A 17,216-nucleotide genomic window follows, 5' to 3' on the forward strand; every position below is an offset into this window, starting at 1 on the left:
CAGTGGTGTACCTGTGGGAGCTGGCTTGCCAGCGAAGGGGCCCTTAGGCCTTACACAAGGCTTCCGTCGATCACCAGCACCAGCTTGCCCGAGACCTGATTACCCGCCAGTTCCGCAAACGCCGCCTCGGCGTCTTTCACCGCGTAGCTGCCCACCAACTGTGGCTTCAATCGCCCCTCGGCGAACAACGGCCATACCTGTTGCCCCAGGTCACTGAGCAGGTCGGCCTTGAACTGATCAGCGCGGTTGCGCAGCGTCGAGCCCGTAAGCTGAATGCGCTTGGCCAGCACCTGCGCCAGATCGAACTCGGCCTTGCGCCCCCCCCATCAGGCCGATGATCACCCAGCGCCCGTCGCGCGCCAGCAGCTTCAGGTTGAGCGCGGCATAGTTGGCGCCCACCGGATCCAGGATCACATCGAACGGGGCAAAATCGTTCAGTGCCTCCAGGTCATCCCCGCGCACCACACCGCCGCTGGCCCCCAGGCCCTGGCAATAGGCCAGCGCTCGGCCGACCCTACGCTCACCCAGCTCGGGCTGCCAAACGCCTTGCACAGCTGGATCGCCGCCGAGCCCACGCCGCTGGCACCCGCATGCAGCAGCACTTTCTCGCCCGGCTTCAGGCCGCCCAGCTGGAACAGGTTGAGCCAGGCCGTGGCGTACACCTCGGGGATCGCCGCCGCCTCGTGCAGGCTCAGGCCCTCGGGCACCGGCAGTACATGCCGCGCATCCACCACCACCTCCTCGGCCATGCCGCCACCGGCCAGCAGTGCGCAGACCCGGTCACCCACCTGCCACGACGAGCCGGCGCCCACCTCGCTGATCACCCCCGAACACTCAAGGCCGAGAAACTCGCTGGCGCCCGGCGGTGGCGGGTACAGCCCGGCACGTTGCAACAGGTCGGCACGGTTGAGCCCGGCAGCCGCCACGCGAATACGTACTTGACCTACATCGCAGGTTGGACTTGTCGTCGCTACCCACTCCACATGTCCGTCAACGCCTTGCAATGCCTTCACAGTGCCTCCATAGTTGAGTCATGACTGAGCCTGGATGCCCTGGCACCAGGCTTTTTGCATTATGCGTCCGGCTCCATGGAGCCGGCGAATTCAAAGACGGCCTAATATGCGTGATCAATTGCCCCTACGTCGAATCAGCATGAAGCAACTCCTGCCCAGCACTGCCCTGGCCCTGATCATCGGCCTTGGCACGCTGCCCCTGGCCGGCAACGCTTCGGCCGCCAACAGTTGGGACAAATTGCAGCCTGACCGCGACGAAGTGGTCGCCAGCCTGAACGTGGTCGAGCTGCTCAAGCGCCACCACTACAGCAAGCCGCCGCTCAATGACGCGCGCTCGGTCATCATCTACGACAGCTACATCAAGCTGCTCGATCCATCACGCAGCTATTTCCTGGCCAGCGATATCGCCGAGTTCGACAAGTGGAAGACGCAGTTCGACGACTTCCTCAAAAGTGGCAACCTGGACCCAGGCTTCACCATCTACAAACGCTACCTGGACCGCGTCAAGTCGCGCCTGGACTTCGCCCTGGCCGAGCTGAACAAGGGCGTCGACAAGATTGACTTCACGACCCGGGAATCGCTGCTGGTCGATCGCAAGGATGCCCCGTGGCTGCAGAACGGCGCCGAGCTCGACGACCTGTGGCGCAAACGCGTCAAGGATGAAGTGCTGCGCCTGAAGATCGCCGGCAAAGAGCCAAAGGCCATTCAGGAACTGCTGACCAAGCGCTACAAGAACCAGCTCGCGCGCCTGGACCAGACCCGCGCCGAAGATATCTTCCAGGCCTACATCAATACCTTTGCGCAGTCCTACGACCCGCACACCAACTACCTGTCGCCGGACAACGCGGAAAACTTCGACATCAACATGAGCCTGTCGCTCGAAGGCATCGGTGCGGTGCTGCAAAGCGACAACGACCAGGTCAAGATCGTGCGCCTGGTCCCGGCCGGCCCCGCCGCCAAGACCAAGCAGGTAGCGCCGGCCGACAAGATCGTCGGCGTGGCCCAGGGCGACAAGGAAATGGTCGACGTGATCGGCTGGCGCCTGGACGAAGTGGTCAAGTTGATTCGCGGCCCCAAAGGCTCGGTGGTGCGCCTGGAAGTCATCCCGGCCAGCAACGCGCCGAACGACCAGACCAGCAAGGTGGTGTCGATCACCCGTGAAGCGGTCAAGCTCGAAGAACAGGCCGCCAAGAAATCGGTGCTCAACCTCAAGCAGGACGGGCGTGACTACAAGCTGGGCATCATCGAGATCCCGGCCTTCTACCTCGACTTCAAGGCGTTCCGCGCAGGCGACCCGGAATACAAGTCGACCACCCGTGACGTGAAGAAGCTGCTCACCGAACTGCAGAAGGAAAAAGTCGACGGCGTGGTCATCGACCTGCGCAACAACGGCGGCGGTTCCCTGCAGGAAGCCACCGAACTGACCAGCCTGTTCATCGACAAGGGCCCGACGGTGCTGGTGCGTAATGCCGATGGCCGGGTCGACGTGCTTGAAGACGAAAACACCGGTGCCTTCTACAAAGGCCCGCTGGCGTTGCTGGTCAACCGTCTGTCGGCCTCGGCCTCGGAAATTTTTGCCGGTGCCATGCAGGACTACCACCGCGGCCTGATCATCGGTGGCCAGACCTTCGGCAAGGGCACCGTGCAGACCATCCAGCCGCTCAACCACGGCGAGCTGAAACTGACCTTGGCCAAGTTCTACCGGGTCTCCGGGCAGAGCACCCAGCACCAGGGCGTGCTGCCTGACATCGATTACCCGTCGATCATCGACACCAAGGAAATCGGCGAGAGCGCCCTGCCCGAGGCGATGCCGTGGGACACCATTCGCCCGGCGATCAAGCCGCCAGCGACCCGTTCAAGCCGTTCCTTGCACAACTCAAGGCACGCCATGAAAGCCGCAGCGCCAAGGACCCGGAGTTCGTCTACATTCGCGACCGCCTGGCCCTGACCCAGAAGCTGATGAGCGAGAAGACCGTCAGCCTCAATGAACAGGAGCGTCGTGCCCGCCACAGCGAGATCGAAGGCAAGCAACTGGCGCTGGAAAACATCCGGCGCAAGGCCAAGGGCGAAGAGCCGCTCAAGGAACTGAAGAAGGAAGACGAAGACGCGCTGCCGGTCGAGCCGGACGACACCAAGCCGGAAGATGATGCCTACCTGGCCGAAACCGGGCGCATCCTGCTGGACTACCTGGGCTTGAATTCGGCGGTGCCAAGCACTGAGGCAGTAATGGCAAAATAATGTGACGACGACCTCATCGGGTCATCAAACAGTCATCATTCTGTCGTGAAATAAGGGACTGGGTGCCAATGGCCCCAGTCCCTTTTTTTCAAGGTAGCCCTGCCATGACCGTGACCGAACAGCTCAGCGCGTTGAGCTCCATCCTGGCTCAAAGCGGCTTGCACAGCCTGTTCCAACCCATTGTCTGCCTGTCCGAGCGGCGTATCCTCGGCTACGAAGCCTTGAGTCGCGGCCCTTCCAACAGCCCGCTGCACTCCCCCATCAACCTGTTCGCCGTGGCGCGCCATGCCGGGCGCCTGACCGAACTGGAAGTCGCTTGCCGCGAAAGCGCCTGCCGACGGTTCAGCCAGCAGGGCCTGGAAGGCAAGCTGTTTCTGAACGTCTCGCCCGAATCCCTGCTCGAACCGCAGTACCAGTCCGGGCGCACCCTCAAGCTGCTGCAGAGCCTGGGCATTCCGCCCAGCCGGGTGGTGATCGAACTCACCGAGCAGACCCCCACCGATGACTTCCAATTGCTGTTCAATGCCCTGCACCACTACCGCGACATGGGCTTCTCGATTGCCCTCGACGACCTGGGCGCCGGTTATTCCAGCCTGCGCCTGTGGTCGGAGCTGCGCCCGGACTACGTCAAGATCGACCGGCATTTCATCGACGGCATTCACCAGGATGCGGTAAAGCGCGAGTTCGTCGGCTCGATCCTGCAGATCGCCAAGGTTCCCGCGCCCAGGTGATCGCCGAAGGCATCGAGTTGCCCGAAGAGCTGGCGGTGCTCACCGACATGGGCGTGGACCTGGTGCAGGGCTACCTGCTGTGTCGCCCTCAGGAGCAGCCACCGCGCGATGTCATTGGCCTACTGCCCGCGCCCAGTGATGCGCCGGTAATGGTGGACGAAGGCAGCGACCTCAACGCCCTGCTCAACGAGCAACCGGCGGTCAGCGGCGATGCCGCCACCCTTGAGGTGCTCGCGCTGTTTCGTCGTCAGGCCAACCTCAACTCCCTTGCCGTACTCGACCGCGAACAGCGCCCATGTGGCATCGTGCATCGCCATTCGCTGTCGGATGCACTGCTCAAGCCGTTTGCCACCGACCTGTATGCGCGCAAACCGATCAGCCGGCTGATGAGCGAAGATTTTCTGGCGGTTGAGCTCAACCAGTCGCTGCAGAAGGTCAGCCGCCTGCTCACCAGCCGCGCCCGTCAGCGCATCGAGGAAGACTTCATCATCACCCTGGACGGCCGCTACCAGGGCCTGGGCCGAGTGATCGACGTGCTCAAGCTGATTACCGAACAGAAGCTGCAACAAGCACGCTATGCCAACCCGCTGACCCTGCTGCCGGGCAACGTACCGATCCAGCAGTGCCTGTCGCGTCTGCTGCAACAGCAGCGCGACGCGGCGATCTGTTATGTGGACATCGACAGTTTCAAGCCCTTCAACGATATCTACGGCTACGCCAAGGGCGATGAAGTGCTGCTGTGTCTGGCCCAGTGCCTGAGCGAACGGGTGGACCCCAGCCGCGATTTCGTCGGCCATATCGGCGGCGACGACTTCATGCTGGTGCTCGGCTCGAAAGATTGGGAACAACGCCTGCAACTGCTGCTGGAGGACTTTCACAAGGAGTGCCGGCGCTTCTACCGCAGCGAACATCTGGAGGCAGGCTGTTTCATCGCGCATAACCGCCTGGGTCAGCGCCAGGAGTTCCCGCTGCTGTCTCTCTCGATCGGCGTGGTGCAACTGCATGCACACACCTGCGCCCAGCTGGACGCCGACCAGTTGGCCGACCTTGCCTCACAGGCCAAGCACCACGCCAAGGACGTGCCCGGCCACAGCCTGTACCTGATCGATACCGCGCTGGCGCCTCAGGCCTGCTCGGGCTCCGCTTCGGGGTAACTGAACTCGAACACGCGCACAACCTCCGACGCATGCCAGGACGCGGCGGCCATGCCATCGGATGGCCCGGAGAAACGCCCCAGGCGCTCCACGCATTCAAAAAACCCCGTACGCGGCAAGCGGCTTGCGCCCTGGCTGATCACCAGCGAGCTGCGCAGCGGTTGCTCGGCACGCGCGTCGAGTACTGCCAGGTACTCCAGCGCCGCAGTCAGGGTCTGCATCGCCGGGCTGGGCAGCTCCAGGCGTTCGAGCAAGGCGCGGTAGGTCAGCAGGTGGCGTTGGCGGCGCGCGACATCCAGCTCGCCGAGCAACCCCTCCCATTGCTGACGGCTGATCCGCACCCCGCTCACGATGGCTCGCTCCAGCCTGCCACGCCCAGCTCCCAGGCCAGGCTGCGACGAATCGCGGCATCAGGCTGGCGCTCGCCACTCTCGATCAGGCCCAGGTACACCGGACTGATCCCCACCTTGCGCGCCAGTTGCTCGGCGGCCAGGCCCTTGCCCGCACGCAATTCGGCCAGCTTACCCAGGCTGGGCAAGCTGGCCGGGATGGCGGCAGTGGCCGCAACAGCCGGTTCAATGCTGGCAGCAGGCTGGCCTGCGGCCGTGAGCAATGCCTGGTACTGCTCCCAAGGCACAACCGCGTACTCGGGTTGACCGTCTCGGCTGATAACCTGAATCCCCATTACAACCCCCTTGTCGGACTCTGCGCATGTAATCGGTCGGTATAGCGCTTATGCCAAATATAGTACCAGCCGCCGGGGTATTGCAGGGTGTAACCAGATTCAGCTTTTTTCCTGCTCCAGGCGCAGCGCTTCAGCGCTATCTGGCAGACGCTCGACCACGCGCAGTTTTTCCGGCGCCTGACGGTTGCGCCAGGCACGAAACGCCGCCAGTTCGTCATCCACGGTCTTCAGCACCCAGGCCAGTACGGCGATGTCATCGAGCATGCCCACGCCCAGCAGCCAGTCGGGGATGGCATCCAGCGGGCTGACGAAGTACAGCAGCCCGGCGACGATGGTCACCAGCGCCTTGGGGCTGATGGCACGGTACTCGCCGCGCCACCAGGCTACGCACAAGGCTTGCAGCAGGCGCACGTCGTCCTTGAGCTTGCCCAGGCGCGGCCCCTTGCGGGCCACCGCGAAGATCAGGGCGGGCAAGCGCCCACGGCTGAGCAGGCGTTCGGCCAGGGGCAAAAAACGGGCAAAATTCCAGGGTGCTTTCATACCACCTCCAACGGCTGGGCCGGGAAGGTTATCCACAGTAATTGTGGATAACCTTGTGAACAGAGGCCATTTTTAGGCCCGCGGTGCCCGCCAGGCAAGGGCCTGGCTTAGATCGGGCGTTTTTTACACACCTGTTTCAATCCGCAATCGTTTTGCCAAAGGCGTCACAGGCTCGCCCATCGTGTGACGCCAGATCACGCCCACGGTTCAGCCTGGTGCATGAACGACAACGCCCCGTCGAGACGGGGCGTTGTGATCACGCGGGGTGACGCTTACTTGGCCGGGGCTTCTTCTTGCGCCTTGGCCGGGTCCTTGATGGCGATCAGTTCCAGATCGAACACCAGTACCGAGTTGGCCGGGATCATCGGGCTCGGGCTCTGTGCGCCGTAAGCCAGGTCAGCCGGGATGAACAGCTTGACCTTCTCGCCTACATGCATCAGTTGCAGGCCTTCGACCCAGCCCGGGATCACGCCGCTGACCGGCAGGTCGATCGGGCTGCCACGCTCGACGGAGCTGTCGAACACCTTGCCATCGGTCAGCTTGCCTTCGTAGTGAACAGTCACCACGTCGGTCGACTTGGGCTGAGCGCCTTCGGCCTTCTTCACGATCTGGTACTGCAGGCCCGAAGCGGTGGTGACCACGCCGTCTTTCTTGCCGTTTTCTTCAAGGAACTTCTTGCCGGCAGCCGCCGACTCTTCGCTCATCTTGACCAGGCGCTCTTCGGCACGCTTTTGCAGCGCGGCAAAGGCTTCGACCAGGTCTTCGTCCTTGATCTTCTGTTCTTTCTTGCCGACAGCGTCTTCGATGCCTTGGGCCACGGCCTTGGAATCGAGGTCGTCCATGCCTTCCTGCGCCAGGCTCTTGCCCATGTTCAGGCCGATACCGTAGGAGGCTTTCTGTGCCGGAGTCTTCAGCTCGACGCTGGTCTGCGAATCGCAACCCGCCAGTACCAGGCTAACCAGGGCAACCGCAGCCGCCAACCGATGCTGTTTCATGCTATTTCCTTGTTCATGCGCCAAAAGGGCAATCGAGTAAAGCCGCGAGCTTATCAGGCGGCCACGACCAATGGCTACCGGCATGAGAGCAACAAAAGGTTGAGAAGTTCACCCAGATTAAAGCTTCTTCATACAACCGATAAGCCAATGGCCAGTATTGCAGGTGCGCCTGGGTTTGCTGATGAAATTTACGGGTAGTGCCCTTGCCGGTACTGCCCCGCCACCTCGCGCAACACCTCGCACAGCCATTGTGCCGGCAGGGCCTGGGGCAGTGCGGCATTGCTGCAGATGCCCACCGAGCCGCCGGGCTCGCGCACGCCCAGGTCCAGTTCGCACAACTCGCCACGGCCAAGGTCCACGCGCACCGCGTCACGCGGGGCCACCCACACCGCATCACTGCCCAGCACATAACGCCGGCTCAGCGCCGGAGAAAGCGTTTCCAGACGTTGCTGCGGTTGTTCGATGGCGCATTGCACGAAGAGGCTGTCGGCGTGTTTGCGGATGGTGGTGCCCGCCAGGGGCAGCACCAGCGGGTAGCGGCCAACCTGGTTGCGTTCGAGCGGGTTGCGCGCCAGCAGCGGGTGGCCGGGGCGTACCACCAGCGACATCGATTCGCTGTACAGGTGTTCGAACAGCAGGCCCTGGATCTGCGGGCTGTCGGTCATGCGCCCGATCACCAGGTCCAGTTCGCCCACGTGCAATTGCGCCAGCAGGTGGGCGCTGGGGCCGGTGGCGACGCTGACCACCAATGCCGGGTGGCGTTGGTGCAGGCGGCAGATGACTTCGGGGATCAGCAGGCTTTCGACGGTGGAGAGCACACCGATCTTCACCTGTGGTGGCGCGTGTTCTTCGCCGCGCAGGGTACTCACACCTTCGCGCAGGGCTTGTACGCAGGGGCCGGCGTAGCGCATGAAGCGTACCCCGGCGGGGGTCAGTTCGACGCCGTGCTTGCCGCGTTCGAACAGGCGGGTCTGCAGCAGGTCCTCCAGCTCCTTGAGGGTCTTGGAGATGGCGGGCTGACTGATGGCCACGGCATCGGCGGCCTTGGCGAAACTGCCTTGGCGGGCGATTTCGAGAAAGCACAGCAGGTGGCGGAACTTGATGCGGGTGTCGAGGTTCATGGGCGCAGTCTATCGCAACTCTGCAGTGAAGCCTTCGCTGGCAAGCCAGCTCCCACAGGTACCCCACTGCCCTCCAGAGCGGTGGCATAGCCGTGGGAGCTGGCTTGCCAGCGAAATGGCCATCACGCCACCCCCAACTCCACCTGATCCCCATTCAAGCGCACCGCCCAGGTGCGCAGCACCTGCGTCGGATCCTCCAGGCAACGTCCATCACGCAGGCAGTAATGCTGTTTGTACAACGGCGAAGCCACGACCAATTCGCCCTTCAGGTTCCCCACGATCCCGCGCCCGATCACATTGGCACCGGACTGCGGATCATGGTTGTCCAGCGCATGCAACTCACCCTCACTGCCCGGCACATAGAACAACGCCACCTGCGCCCCCTCATGCCATACCACCACACCCGACTGGGCCACCAGGTCGGCGCGTCCACACACTACCTGCCACTGTTGCTGCGGCTTCACCGCATGGTTCGACTGGCTCATCAGAGCACCTCCTCGGTAGTGGGGATCAAATGAAGTTCTGCCGCTGCAATCGGCCGGCGCTGGCCACGCTCACGCACGAAATGCACGCCAGGATCAGGCCGCTGGTCATTGACGAAGGTACGGAAGCGCTTGAGTTTTTCCGGGTCTTTGAGGGCATTGGCCCACTCACATTCATACCGGTCGACCACCAGCTGCATCTGCGCCTCAAGCTCGGCACACAGGCCCAGGCTGTCGTGGAGCACCACCTGTTTGAGGTACTCCAGCCCCCCCTCCAGGTTCTCGCGCCACACCGAGGTACGCTGCAACTTGTCAGCGGTGCGCACATAGAACATCAGCACCCGATCGATGGTGCGGATCAGCGTGTCGTCATCCAGGTCGGTGGCAAACAACTCCGCATGCCGTGGGCGCATGCCGCCGTTGCCGCACACGTACAGGTTCCAGCCATTTTCGGTGGCGATCACACCGATGTCCTTGCTCTGCGCCTCGGCGCACTCGCGGGTGCAACCGGACACCGCGAACTTGAGCTTGTGCGGCGAACGCAAGGCCTTGTAACGGTCCTCCAGGCGCAACGCCATCGCCACGCTGTCCTGCACGCCATAACGGCACCAGGTGCTGCCCACGCAGGATTTCACCGTGCGCGTGGACTTGCCGTACGCCAGCCCGGTCTCGAACCCGGCTGCAATCAGCTCGCTCCAGATGTCCGGCAACTCGTGCAACTGCGCGCCGAACATGTCGATGCGCTGGCCACCGGTGATCTTGGTGTACAGGTCGTATTTCTTCGCCACCTGGCCGATCACGATCAGCTTGTCCGGCGTGATCTCGCCGCCCGGAATGCGCGGCACCACCGAGTAGGTACCGTTCTTCTGCATGTTGGCCATGAAGGTGTCGTTGGTGTCCTGCAACGGCACCAGCGACGGGTCCATGATCGGGCGGTTCCAGCACGACGCCAGGATCGAACCCACCGTGGGTTTGCAGATGTCGCAACCGATATGGCCACGGCCATGCTTGGCCAGCATTTCGTCAAAACTCAGGATGCCCTCCACCCGCACCAGCGCGTACAACTCCTGGCGGGTATAGGCAAAGTGTTCGCACAGGCTCTTGTCCACGGCCACGCCGCGGGCGATCAGCTCATGCTCGAACACCTGCTTGAGCAGCGCCGTACAGCCACCGCAGCCGGTCGATGCCTTGGTCTGGCACTTGAGCTGGGCCAGGTCGCTGCAGCCGCTATCGATGGCCGAGCACACCGCACCCTTGCTGACGTTGTAGCAGGAGCAGATGGTCGCCGTGTCCGGCAACGCATCCGCGCCCAGCGCCGGCGCCCCACCCGACTGCGGCAGGATCAACCCCGCCGGGTCGGCCGGCAGCGCGATGCCGTTCTGCACGTATTGCAGCAGTGTGTCGTAGTAGCTGTTGTCGCCGACCAGTACCGCGCCCAGCACACGCTTGCCGCTGGCATCCACCACCAGCCGGCGGTAGGCCGCATTGGCTTCGTCGATGAAGCGGTAGCTGCGCGCGCCGGGCGTGGCGCCATGGGCGTCGCCGATCGAGCCCACGTCCACGCCGAGCAATTTGAGCTTGGTCGACATGTCGGCCCCGGCAAACGCCTGGGCCGCCTCGCCGGCCAACGCCGCCGCCAGGTTGCGCGCCATGCTGTAGCCCGGCGCCACCAGGCCGAACACGCTGCCATTCCAGGAAGCACATTCACCGATGGCGAAGATCTGCGGGTCACTGGTACGGCAATGATCGTCGATCACCACCCCACCGCGCGCGGCAATCTCCAGCCCGGCGCCACGCCCCAGCGCATCCTGCGGACGAATCCCGGCAGAGAACACGATCAGGTCGGTCTCCAGGAACTCGCCGCCGTCAAAGTTCATGCGGTAGCGATAGTCCTGGCCGGCGACGATTGCCTGGGTGGCACGCGACAGGTGCACGCTCACCCCCAGCGCCTCGATCTGCGCACGCAAGGCCGCACCGCCTTCGCCATCCAGTTGCACTGGCATCAGGCGTGGGGCGAATTCCACCACGTGTGCTTCGAGCCCCAGTGACTTGAGCGCGTTGGCCGCCTCCAGGCCCAGCAGGCCACCGCCCACCACCACACCGCGGCGTGCCGAGGCTGCGGCAGCCCGAATACCGTCCAGGTCATCAAGGGTGCGATAGACCAGCCGCGCGGCGCCCTCACTGCCTTCGATCGGCGGCACGAAGGGGTACGAGCCGGTCGCCAGGATCAACTGGTCGTAGCCGTAACGCCCCTGCGCGGTGACCACCTCGCGGCGTTCACGGTCGATCTGCAGCACCGCTTCGCCCAGTTGCAGGATCACGCCGTGCTCGGCATATAGCCCGGCCTCGCCCAGCGCCAGCGCTTCGGCATCGTTGGCGCTGAAGTACTCCGACAGGTGAACCCGGTCGTAGGCACGCTGGTGTTCCTCGCCAAACACCCGCACCTCGAAGCGCGCCAATGCACCGCGCTCGATCAGTTGCTCGACGCAGTGGTGGCCGACCATGCCGTTGCCGACGATGACCAGCTTCTGCCGTTGCTCGATGCTCACTCTCGCATTCATACCCGATCCTCTCTCAAGGCCAATCACGGTGCGGGGTGGCTACCCCGTAAAAAACACACAAAAAAAGGCGCCTGGAGCCGAAGCTCCAGCGCCTTTGCCTGGTATTCATCTGTTATGCAGCCCTTGACGGTGATCGACGTTGACCACCCGGGGCGTTGTATCAAGGTAAAAAGCAGGGACCGTGCCAACTGCCGCAACCCCGCGCAATCAGGCGGTTTCCCAGCCTCGGCCAGCTAAAATCGAACCAAGCTGGTGCAGCCCTCCCCGTTATGGCGCATTCAGTACACATCGCGCAGGTAGCGCTTGTCGCTGACCATGCGCGCTACATACGCCGTTGCCTGCTCGGCACTTTTACCGCCATGCTCGGCCACAACCTGCTTCAAGGCGGCATCCACATCCCTGGCCATGCGCTCGGCATCGCCGCACACGCAAAAGCGTGCGCCCGCCTCCAGCCAGCGCCACAGCTCGGCACCGTGCTCGAGCATGCGCTGCTGCACATAGACCTTCTCGGCCTGATCACGCGAGAACGCGGTATCAAGGCGGGTCAGCAAGCCACTGGCGCACCATGCCAGCAATTCATCGCGGTAGTAGAAGTCAAACGCCTCGTGCTGCTCGCCAAACAGCAGCCAGTTGCGCCCCTTCGCCCCCCGCGCCTGGCGCTCTTGCAGAAAGCCGCGAAATGGCGCGATACCGGTACCCGGCCCGACCATCACCAGCGGCGCATCGTCGTCCTCTGGCACCCGAAAGTGCGCTGACGGCTGCGGGAAAATATCCACCCGCAGCGCCTCGGCGCGGTCGGCCAGGAAGGTCGAACACACACCCTTGCGCTCGCCATAACGCAGCGTCGAAACCGTCAGGTGCACCTGCTCGGGGTGCAGGCGCGGGCTTGAGCTGATCGAGTACAACCGCGGCTGCAGCGGCTTGAGTAGCGCCAGCCAGGCCGACAACGGCAGGTGCAACGGGTACTGCGCCAGCAGGTCGGGCAGTTGCCGGCCCCACAGCCACTCCTTGAGTTCAGCCTTGTTGGCCGCCTCCAAAAGGTGCCGCAACGGCCCGTCGGGGTGGTGCGTGGCCACCTGTTCGAGCAGTTGCGGCGTAATCCGGGTGATGTCCAGGTGATCAGCCAGGGCGGTGGCCAGCGGCATGTCCGGCTGGCCCTTGAGCGTGACCTGGATGTCGCCGTCCAGTTGCATCGCCTGGAGCATTTGCGCCACCACGGTCGGGCAGTTGCGTGGCCACACCCCCAGCGCGTCACCGGCCTGGTAACGCAACCCAGTGCCGCTCAGGTCAAACACCAACTGACGGGTTTCCTTGCTCGCCCCCGGTGCATTGAGCAGACGGTTTTCCACCAGCCTGGCCGCCAGCGGCTGCTGTTTGCTGTACGTGGTGACGGGGGGAGACGTCTCGATCAGTGCTGCCGGCGCCTTCCCCAGCAACGCGGTCAACGCCTCCAGCCACTGGGCGAACGGCTCGTCGAAATCCGGTTCACAGTCGACCCGCTCCAGCAGACGCGGGGCACCCAACTCGGCCAGGCGCAGGTCGAGCTTGCGGCCAAAGCCACAGAACTGGTCGTAGCTCGAATCCCCCAGCGCCAGTACTGCATACGGCACACTCGCGCAGCGCGCCGCCTCTTCGCTGTGCAAGGCTTGCCAGAACGCCGCGCCACTGTCGGGTGCCTCACCGTCGCCAAAGGTGCTGGCGATCAGCAGCAGGCTGGCCGCGCCTTCGAGCTGGGCCAGGCTCGCGGCCTCCATGCTGCACGCCTGCACCGCCAATCCGGCCTGGCGCAAGCGTGCGGCGCACTGTTCGGCCAGAGCCTGGCCATTGCCGGTCTGCGAGGCCCATAACAGCAGGTGTTGCGCCTCTGCTGGCGCAGGCGCATCGAGGGCCGCGGGCGCGGTGGCGCTGCGGGAAAACAATCCGGCCAGCAGACCATCGACGAACAACCGCCGCGACGGGGCCAGCGGCGCATTCGCCGGCAGGCTCGGTATGCCCTGATGACGCGCATCGGCATGCCCCAGGCCGAGCAGGAAACCTTGCATGTACTGTTGCTCGTGCTCGGCCAGGGCCAGTTCGACGGGGGCACTCAGGCCCAGTACGTGTCGCAGGGTATCGGTGGACATGGGCCCGGGCTCCTGGGTGGCAGTGGTGAGGTCGAGGGCATCGATGCGCTCGCCGCTGACCCGCGTCAGCGTCACGGCGCAGTGCTTGAAGGCCGGTTGCAGCGACACCGGGTCGACCGCATCGCAGGTCACGGCGTTGATCGCCAACTGCTCGCCATACACATCGTTCCAGTGGAACGGCGCAAAGCAGTTGCCCGTCATCACCCGCGTGCTGAGCCGCGCCGGCAACACCGCCAGGCCACGGCGCGAGCGGATCTGCACCTGGTCCTTGTCGGCGATGCCCAGGCGCATGGCGTCGTCGGGGTTGATCTCTACAAACGGCCCCGGATCGAGCTTGTTCAAGGTCGCGACCTTGCCGGTCTTGGTCAGGGTGTGCCACTGGTGCTGCACACGACCGGTGTTGAGCACCAGCGGGAAGTCATCGTCCGGCAGCTCGGCAGGCGGCAGCCAGGGCCGGGCAAAGAAACGCGCCTTGCCGCTGGCGGTAGCGAAGTTCAAGGCCGGACGCTGACCGAGCGCTTCCTCACGTATGCCTTGATGGCGGCCGTCATTGAGGTAGCGCAGCGGGCTGCGGGTGTCTGCCCGCCCCGGCTCGCAGGGCCACTGCTGCGGCGCCTGGCGCAGTTGCGCATAGCTGATGCCGCGCAGGTCGTAGCCAGTGGCCGGGTTCCAGGCCTGGCGGATTTCGTCGAATACCTGCTCGGCGCTGGCGTAGCTGAACGCTTGGGCGTAGCCCATGGCGCAGGCGATGCGGGCGATGATCTGCCAGTCCGGCAGGCTCTCGCCCGGGGGCTCGACGGCCTTGGCGGTGAGGGTCAGGTTGCGCTCGGAGTTGATCATCACCCCCTCGCCCTCCGCCCACAGTGCCGCCGGCAGCAGGATGTCGGCGTAGCGATTGGTTTCGGTGTCGAGGAAGGCATCCTGGGTGATGACCAGTTCCGCTGCCTGCAAGCCGTCGATCACCTGCTGACGGTTGGCCATGCTGGCCACCGGGTTGCTGCAGATGATCCAGCAGGCCTTGATACGCCCGGCGGCGAGGCTTTCGAACAGCGCCACGGTGCCGTCACCGGCCTCGGCCCGCAGGCTGGCGCGCGGTATCTGCCACAGGTCCTCGACGAACTGGCGATCGCCCTCTACCAGTGCCGAGCGCTGACCGGGCAAGCCCGGCCCCATGTAGCCCATCTCGCGTCCGCCCATGGCGTTGGGCTGGCCGGTGAGCGAAAACGGCCCGCTGCCGGGGCGGCAGATGGCGCCGGTCGCCAGGTGCAGGTTGCACAGCGCATTGGTGTGCCAGGTACCGTGGATGCTCTGGTTCAGGCCCATGGTCCAGCAGCTCATCCAGTTGCGTGACTGGCCGATCCAGGCGGCTGCCTGGCGGATGTCGGCCTCGCTCAGGCCGGTCAGTTCGGCGACCCGCGCCGGCGCATAGTCGGCCAGGAACGCGGGCATTTCGTCCCAGCCCTCGGTATAGCGGGCGATGAAGTCGTTGTCGGTGTGGCCGTTTTCCAGCAGCAGGTACAGCAGGCCATTGAGCAGTGCCATGTCGGTGCCGGGGCGGATCTGCAGGAACAGGTCAGCCTTGTCGGCGGTGGCGCTGCGCCGCGGGTCGACCACGATCAGCCGGGCACCGGCCTTGACCCGGTCGAGCAGGCGCAGAAACAGGATCGGGTGACAATCGGCCATGTTCGCGCCGATCACGAAGAACACCTCGGCGTGGTCAAAGTCGTCGTAGCTGCCCGGCGGGCCATCGGCACCCAGCGACTGCTTGTAGCCGCTGCCGGCACTGGCCATGCACAGGCGCGAGTTGGACTCGATATGGCGGCTGCGCACAAAGCCCTTGGCCAGCTTGTTGATCAGGTACTGCGCTTCGAGCGACATCTGCCCGGACACATAGAATGCCAGCGCGTCGGGGCCATGTTCATCGAGGATCGCGCGCAGGCGCTGCGCGGCCTGCGCGATGGCCTGGTCGATCCCCAGGCGTACCGGGTCGCGCTGGCGCTGGTCGCGCAGAAACGCCTGCTGCATGCGCCCCGACTCGCACAGCGGCTGGTGGCTGGTCAGCCCCTTGGTGCACAGCCGGCCGGCATTGCTCGGGTGCTGCTTGTCGCCGCTGACCTTGGTCACCTGGTTGCCGGTCACCGTCATGACGATGCCGCACCCGACCCCGCAATAGGGACAAACGCTGCGTACCGTGGTGCTGGCCATGCCCACCTCCTGAAAACCAAACAAAAAGGCGCCCTGCTGCGCTCGGCTTGAAAAACAAGCGGGGCAGCACGGCGCCTTTGTCGTGAACGGGGCAATCTGCGTTGACTGCCTGATACCGGAGCATTAGCAAGGTACGCGCCAGAATCATCCAGGCCACGGTTTCACGCGCTTGCATGATGTAACGCGGGACACAACGTGCACCGCCTTGGGCCCCCGCGCACCAAGGGATGGCATCTCGGGCAAAAATCAGGCTATGTTATATATACGTTTCATATACAAAGAGTATCGCCATGGGCATCGTCAAGATCGATGACGCACTGCATGAAGACCTGCGTATTGCCAGCGGCGCGCTGTCGCGTTCGATCAATGCGCAGGCCGAGTTCTGGATTCGCATCGGCATGCTGGCCGAACTCAATCCGCAAATGACCTATCATGACCTGCTGCGCCAGTTGCTGCGCCAGGAGCAGGCCAGCCTCAAGGAACTGATCGCATGAGCGAGGTGATCCTGAAGACCCCGCAGCAGCTGGCGTTGATGCGCCATGCCGGGCAGTTGCTGACCCAGGTATTTGCGCACCTGGACGACTTCATTCGCCCTGGGGTCAGCACCTTGCAGATCAATGACAAGGCCGATGCCTTCATTGTCGAGGTGCTCAAGGCGCGGCCGGCGAGCAAGGGTCAATATGGTTTTGCCTACTCGCTCAACACCTCGGTGGATCACGTGGTGTGTCACGGCGTGCCGAGTGCGCAGCACGTGCTGACGGCCGGTTCGATCATCAACGTCGACATAACGCTGGAGCATGGCGGCTACATTGCCGACTCATCGAAGATGTACGCCGTCGACACGATTGGCGAGGCGGCGCAGCGCCTGGTCGATACGACTTATGCGGCGTTATGGGAAGGCATCCGCCAGGTGCGCCCTGGCGCGACGCTGGGGGACGTGGGGCATGCCATCCAGCGGCATGCCGAGGCGGCGGGGTACAACGTGGTGCGTGAGTATTGCGGGCATGGTATTGGCCGGCAGATGCACGAGGCGCCCGAGGTGTTGCATTACGGGCACAAGGGGAGCGGGCTGGTGCTGCGGCCGGGGATGGTGTTTACCATTGAGCCGATGGTCAATCAGGGTGGGCGGGGGGTGCGTACGCTCAAGGATGGCTGGACGGTGATCACCCGGGATGGTGGGCTGTCGGCGCAGTGGGAGCATACGGTGGCGGTGACGGCGCAGGGGGTTGAGGTATTGACCTTGCGTGAGGAAGAGCGCGGCATGCTCCCCTAAGCGAAGCCCGTCGCGCTGTTGCTCTTGATCTGGCCGTTGCTCTTGATCTTGATCTACCGCCCCTTGCAGAGGCCGAGCGGAGGTGTTGCGCAGGG

The 17,216-nt window shown here is 64.1% G+C and carries 10 protein-coding genes and 3 pseudogenes; 4 read left to right on the plus strand and 9 right to left on the minus strand.

All coding sequences use genetic code 11. The features are described from left to right. Positions 1 to 50 precede the first annotated feature (50 nt). A pseudogene (locus G3436_RS01435) lies at positions 51 to 1,013 on the minus strand (zinc-binding dehydrogenase). A gap of 139 nt (positions 1,014 to 1,152) precedes the next feature. On the opposite strand from G3436_RS01435, the pseudogene G3436_RS01440 reads away from it, so the two are divergent. Together G3436_RS01440 and G3436_RS01445 are read left to right on the plus strand one after the other, a co-directional pair. Continuing rightward, positions 1,153 to 3,251 (plus strand): annotated as a pseudogene (locus G3436_RS01440) (carboxy terminal-processing peptidase). Positions 3,252 to 3,355: 104 nt separating this feature from the next. Continuing rightward, positions 3,356 to 5,136: pseudogene (locus G3436_RS01445) on the plus strand (bifunctional diguanylate cyclase/phosphodiesterase). Here G3436_RS01445 and G3436_RS01450 read toward each other — a convergent pair. The 8 genes from G3436_RS01450 to G3436_RS01485 all read right to left on the minus strand — a co-directional run bounded on the left by G3436_RS01450 (position 5,106) and on the right by G3436_RS01485 (position 15,848). Then, a complete protein-coding gene (locus G3436_RS01450) occupies positions 5,106 to 5,486 on the minus strand; it encodes a hypothetical protein (RefSeq protein WP_163940584.1) in 381 nt (126 codons plus the stop codon). The pseudogene G3436_RS01445 and the gene G3436_RS01450 sit on opposite strands and share 31 nt — an antisense overlap. Then, entirely contained in the window at positions 5,483 to 5,821 is a 339-nt protein-coding gene (locus G3436_RS01455) for a helix-turn-helix transcriptional regulator (RefSeq protein ID WP_163940586.1), read from the minus strand. Before G3436_RS01455 ends, G3436_RS01450 begins: the two co-directional genes overlap by 4 nt. Positions 5,822 to 5,920: 99 nt before the next feature. Beyond that, positions 5,921 to 6,361, minus strand: coding sequence for a YkvA family protein (locus tag G3436_RS01460; protein ID WP_163940588.1), 441 nt, complete (start codon positions 6,359 to 6,361; stop codon positions 5,921 to 5,923). Between the two features lie 272 nt (positions 6,362 to 6,633). Continuing rightward, entirely contained in the window at positions 6,634 to 7,356 is a 723-nt protein-coding gene (locus G3436_RS01465; RefSeq protein WP_163940590.1) for a BamJ family beta-barrel-assembly machinery protein, read from the minus strand. A gap of 188 nt (positions 7,357 to 7,544) precedes the next feature. Beyond that, positions 7,545 to 8,477 carry a pca operon transcription factor PcaQ gene (gene pcaQ / locus G3436_RS01470; protein ID WP_163940592.1) on the minus strand — a complete coding sequence of 311 codons (933 nt, stop codon included), beginning with the start codon at positions 8,475 to 8,477 and terminating at the stop codon, positions 7,545 to 7,547. 122 nt (positions 8,478 to 8,599) lie between these two features. After that, positions 8,600 to 8,962 carry a nitrite reductase small subunit NirD gene (nirD, locus tag G3436_RS01475; RefSeq protein ID WP_163940593.1) on the minus strand — a complete coding sequence of 121 codons (363 nt, stop codon included), beginning with the start codon at positions 8,960 to 8,962 and terminating at the stop codon, positions 8,600 to 8,602. Then, on the minus strand, positions 8,962 to 11,520 hold the full coding sequence (nirB, locus tag G3436_RS01480; protein WP_163940596.1) for a nitrite reductase large subunit NirB: 2,559 nt from the start codon (positions 11,518 to 11,520) through the stop codon (positions 8,962 to 8,964). Before nirB ends, nirD begins: the two co-directional genes overlap by 1 nt. A 278-nt stretch (positions 11,521 to 11,798) precedes the next feature. Beyond that, a complete protein-coding gene (locus G3436_RS01485) occupies positions 11,799 to 15,848 on the minus strand; it encodes a bifunctional nitrate reductase/sulfite reductase flavoprotein subunit alpha (protein ID WP_163940597.1) in 4,050 nt (1,349 codons plus the stop codon). A gap of 290 nt (positions 15,849 to 16,138) precedes the next feature. Here G3436_RS01485 and G3436_RS01490 point away from each other — a divergent pair, with 290 nt between their 5' ends. Next, positions 16,139 to 16,342, plus strand: coding sequence for a ParD-like family protein (locus G3436_RS01490; protein WP_163940599.1), 204 nt, complete (start codon positions 16,139 to 16,141; stop codon positions 16,340 to 16,342). After that, positions 16,339 to 17,121 (plus strand): type I methionyl aminopeptidase, encoded by a 783-nt coding sequence (gene map / locus G3436_RS01495; protein WP_163940601.1) that lies wholly within the window; start codon positions 16,339 to 16,341, stop codon positions 17,119 to 17,121. Before G3436_RS01490 ends, map begins: the two co-directional genes overlap by 4 nt. Positions 17,122 to 17,216: the final 95 nt, after the last annotated feature.

Origin of the sequence: Pseudomonas brassicae (assembly GCF_010671725.1) — a bacterium.
GTDB lineage: Bacteria > Pseudomonadota > Gammaproteobacteria > Pseudomonadales > Pseudomonadaceae > Aquipseudomonas > Aquipseudomonas brassicae.

What these genes read in the sequence shown, in the direction of transcription:
- nirB (WP_163940596.1), bottom strand. Translation starts at nt 11,520, where the DNA reads ATGAATGCGAGAGTGAGCATCGAGCAACGGCAGAAGCTGGTCATCGTC.
- nirD (WP_163940593.1), bottom strand. Translation starts at nt 8,962, where the DNA reads ATGAGCCAGTCGAACCATGCGGTGAAGCCGCAGCAACAGTGGCAGGTA.
- G3436_RS01455 (WP_163940586.1), bottom strand. Translation starts at nt 5,821, where the DNA reads ATGGGGATTCAGGTTATCAGCCGAGACGGTCAACCCGAGTACGCGGTT.
- pcaQ (WP_163940592.1), bottom strand. Translation starts at nt 8,477, where the DNA reads ATGAACCTCGACACCCGCATCAAGTTCCGCCACCTGCTGTGCTTTCTC.
- G3436_RS01465 (WP_163940590.1), bottom strand. Translation starts at nt 7,356, where the DNA reads ATGAAACAGCATCGGTTGGCGGCTGCGGTTGCCCTGGTTAGCCTGGTA.
- G3436_RS01485 (WP_163940597.1), bottom strand. Translation starts at nt 15,848, where the DNA reads ATGGCCAGCACCACGGTACGCAGCGTTTGTCCCTATTGCGGGGTCGGG.
- G3436_RS01490 (WP_163940599.1), top strand. Translation starts at nt 16,139, where the DNA reads ATGGGCATCGTCAAGATCGATGACGCACTGCATGAAGACCTGCGTATT.
- G3436_RS01460 (WP_163940588.1), bottom strand. Translation starts at nt 6,361, where the DNA reads ATGAAAGCACCCTGGAATTTTGCCCGTTTTTTGCCCCTGGCCGAACGC.
- map (WP_163940601.1), top strand. Translation starts at nt 16,339, where the DNA reads ATGAGCGAGGTGATCCTGAAGACCCCGCAGCAGCTGGCGTTGATGCGC.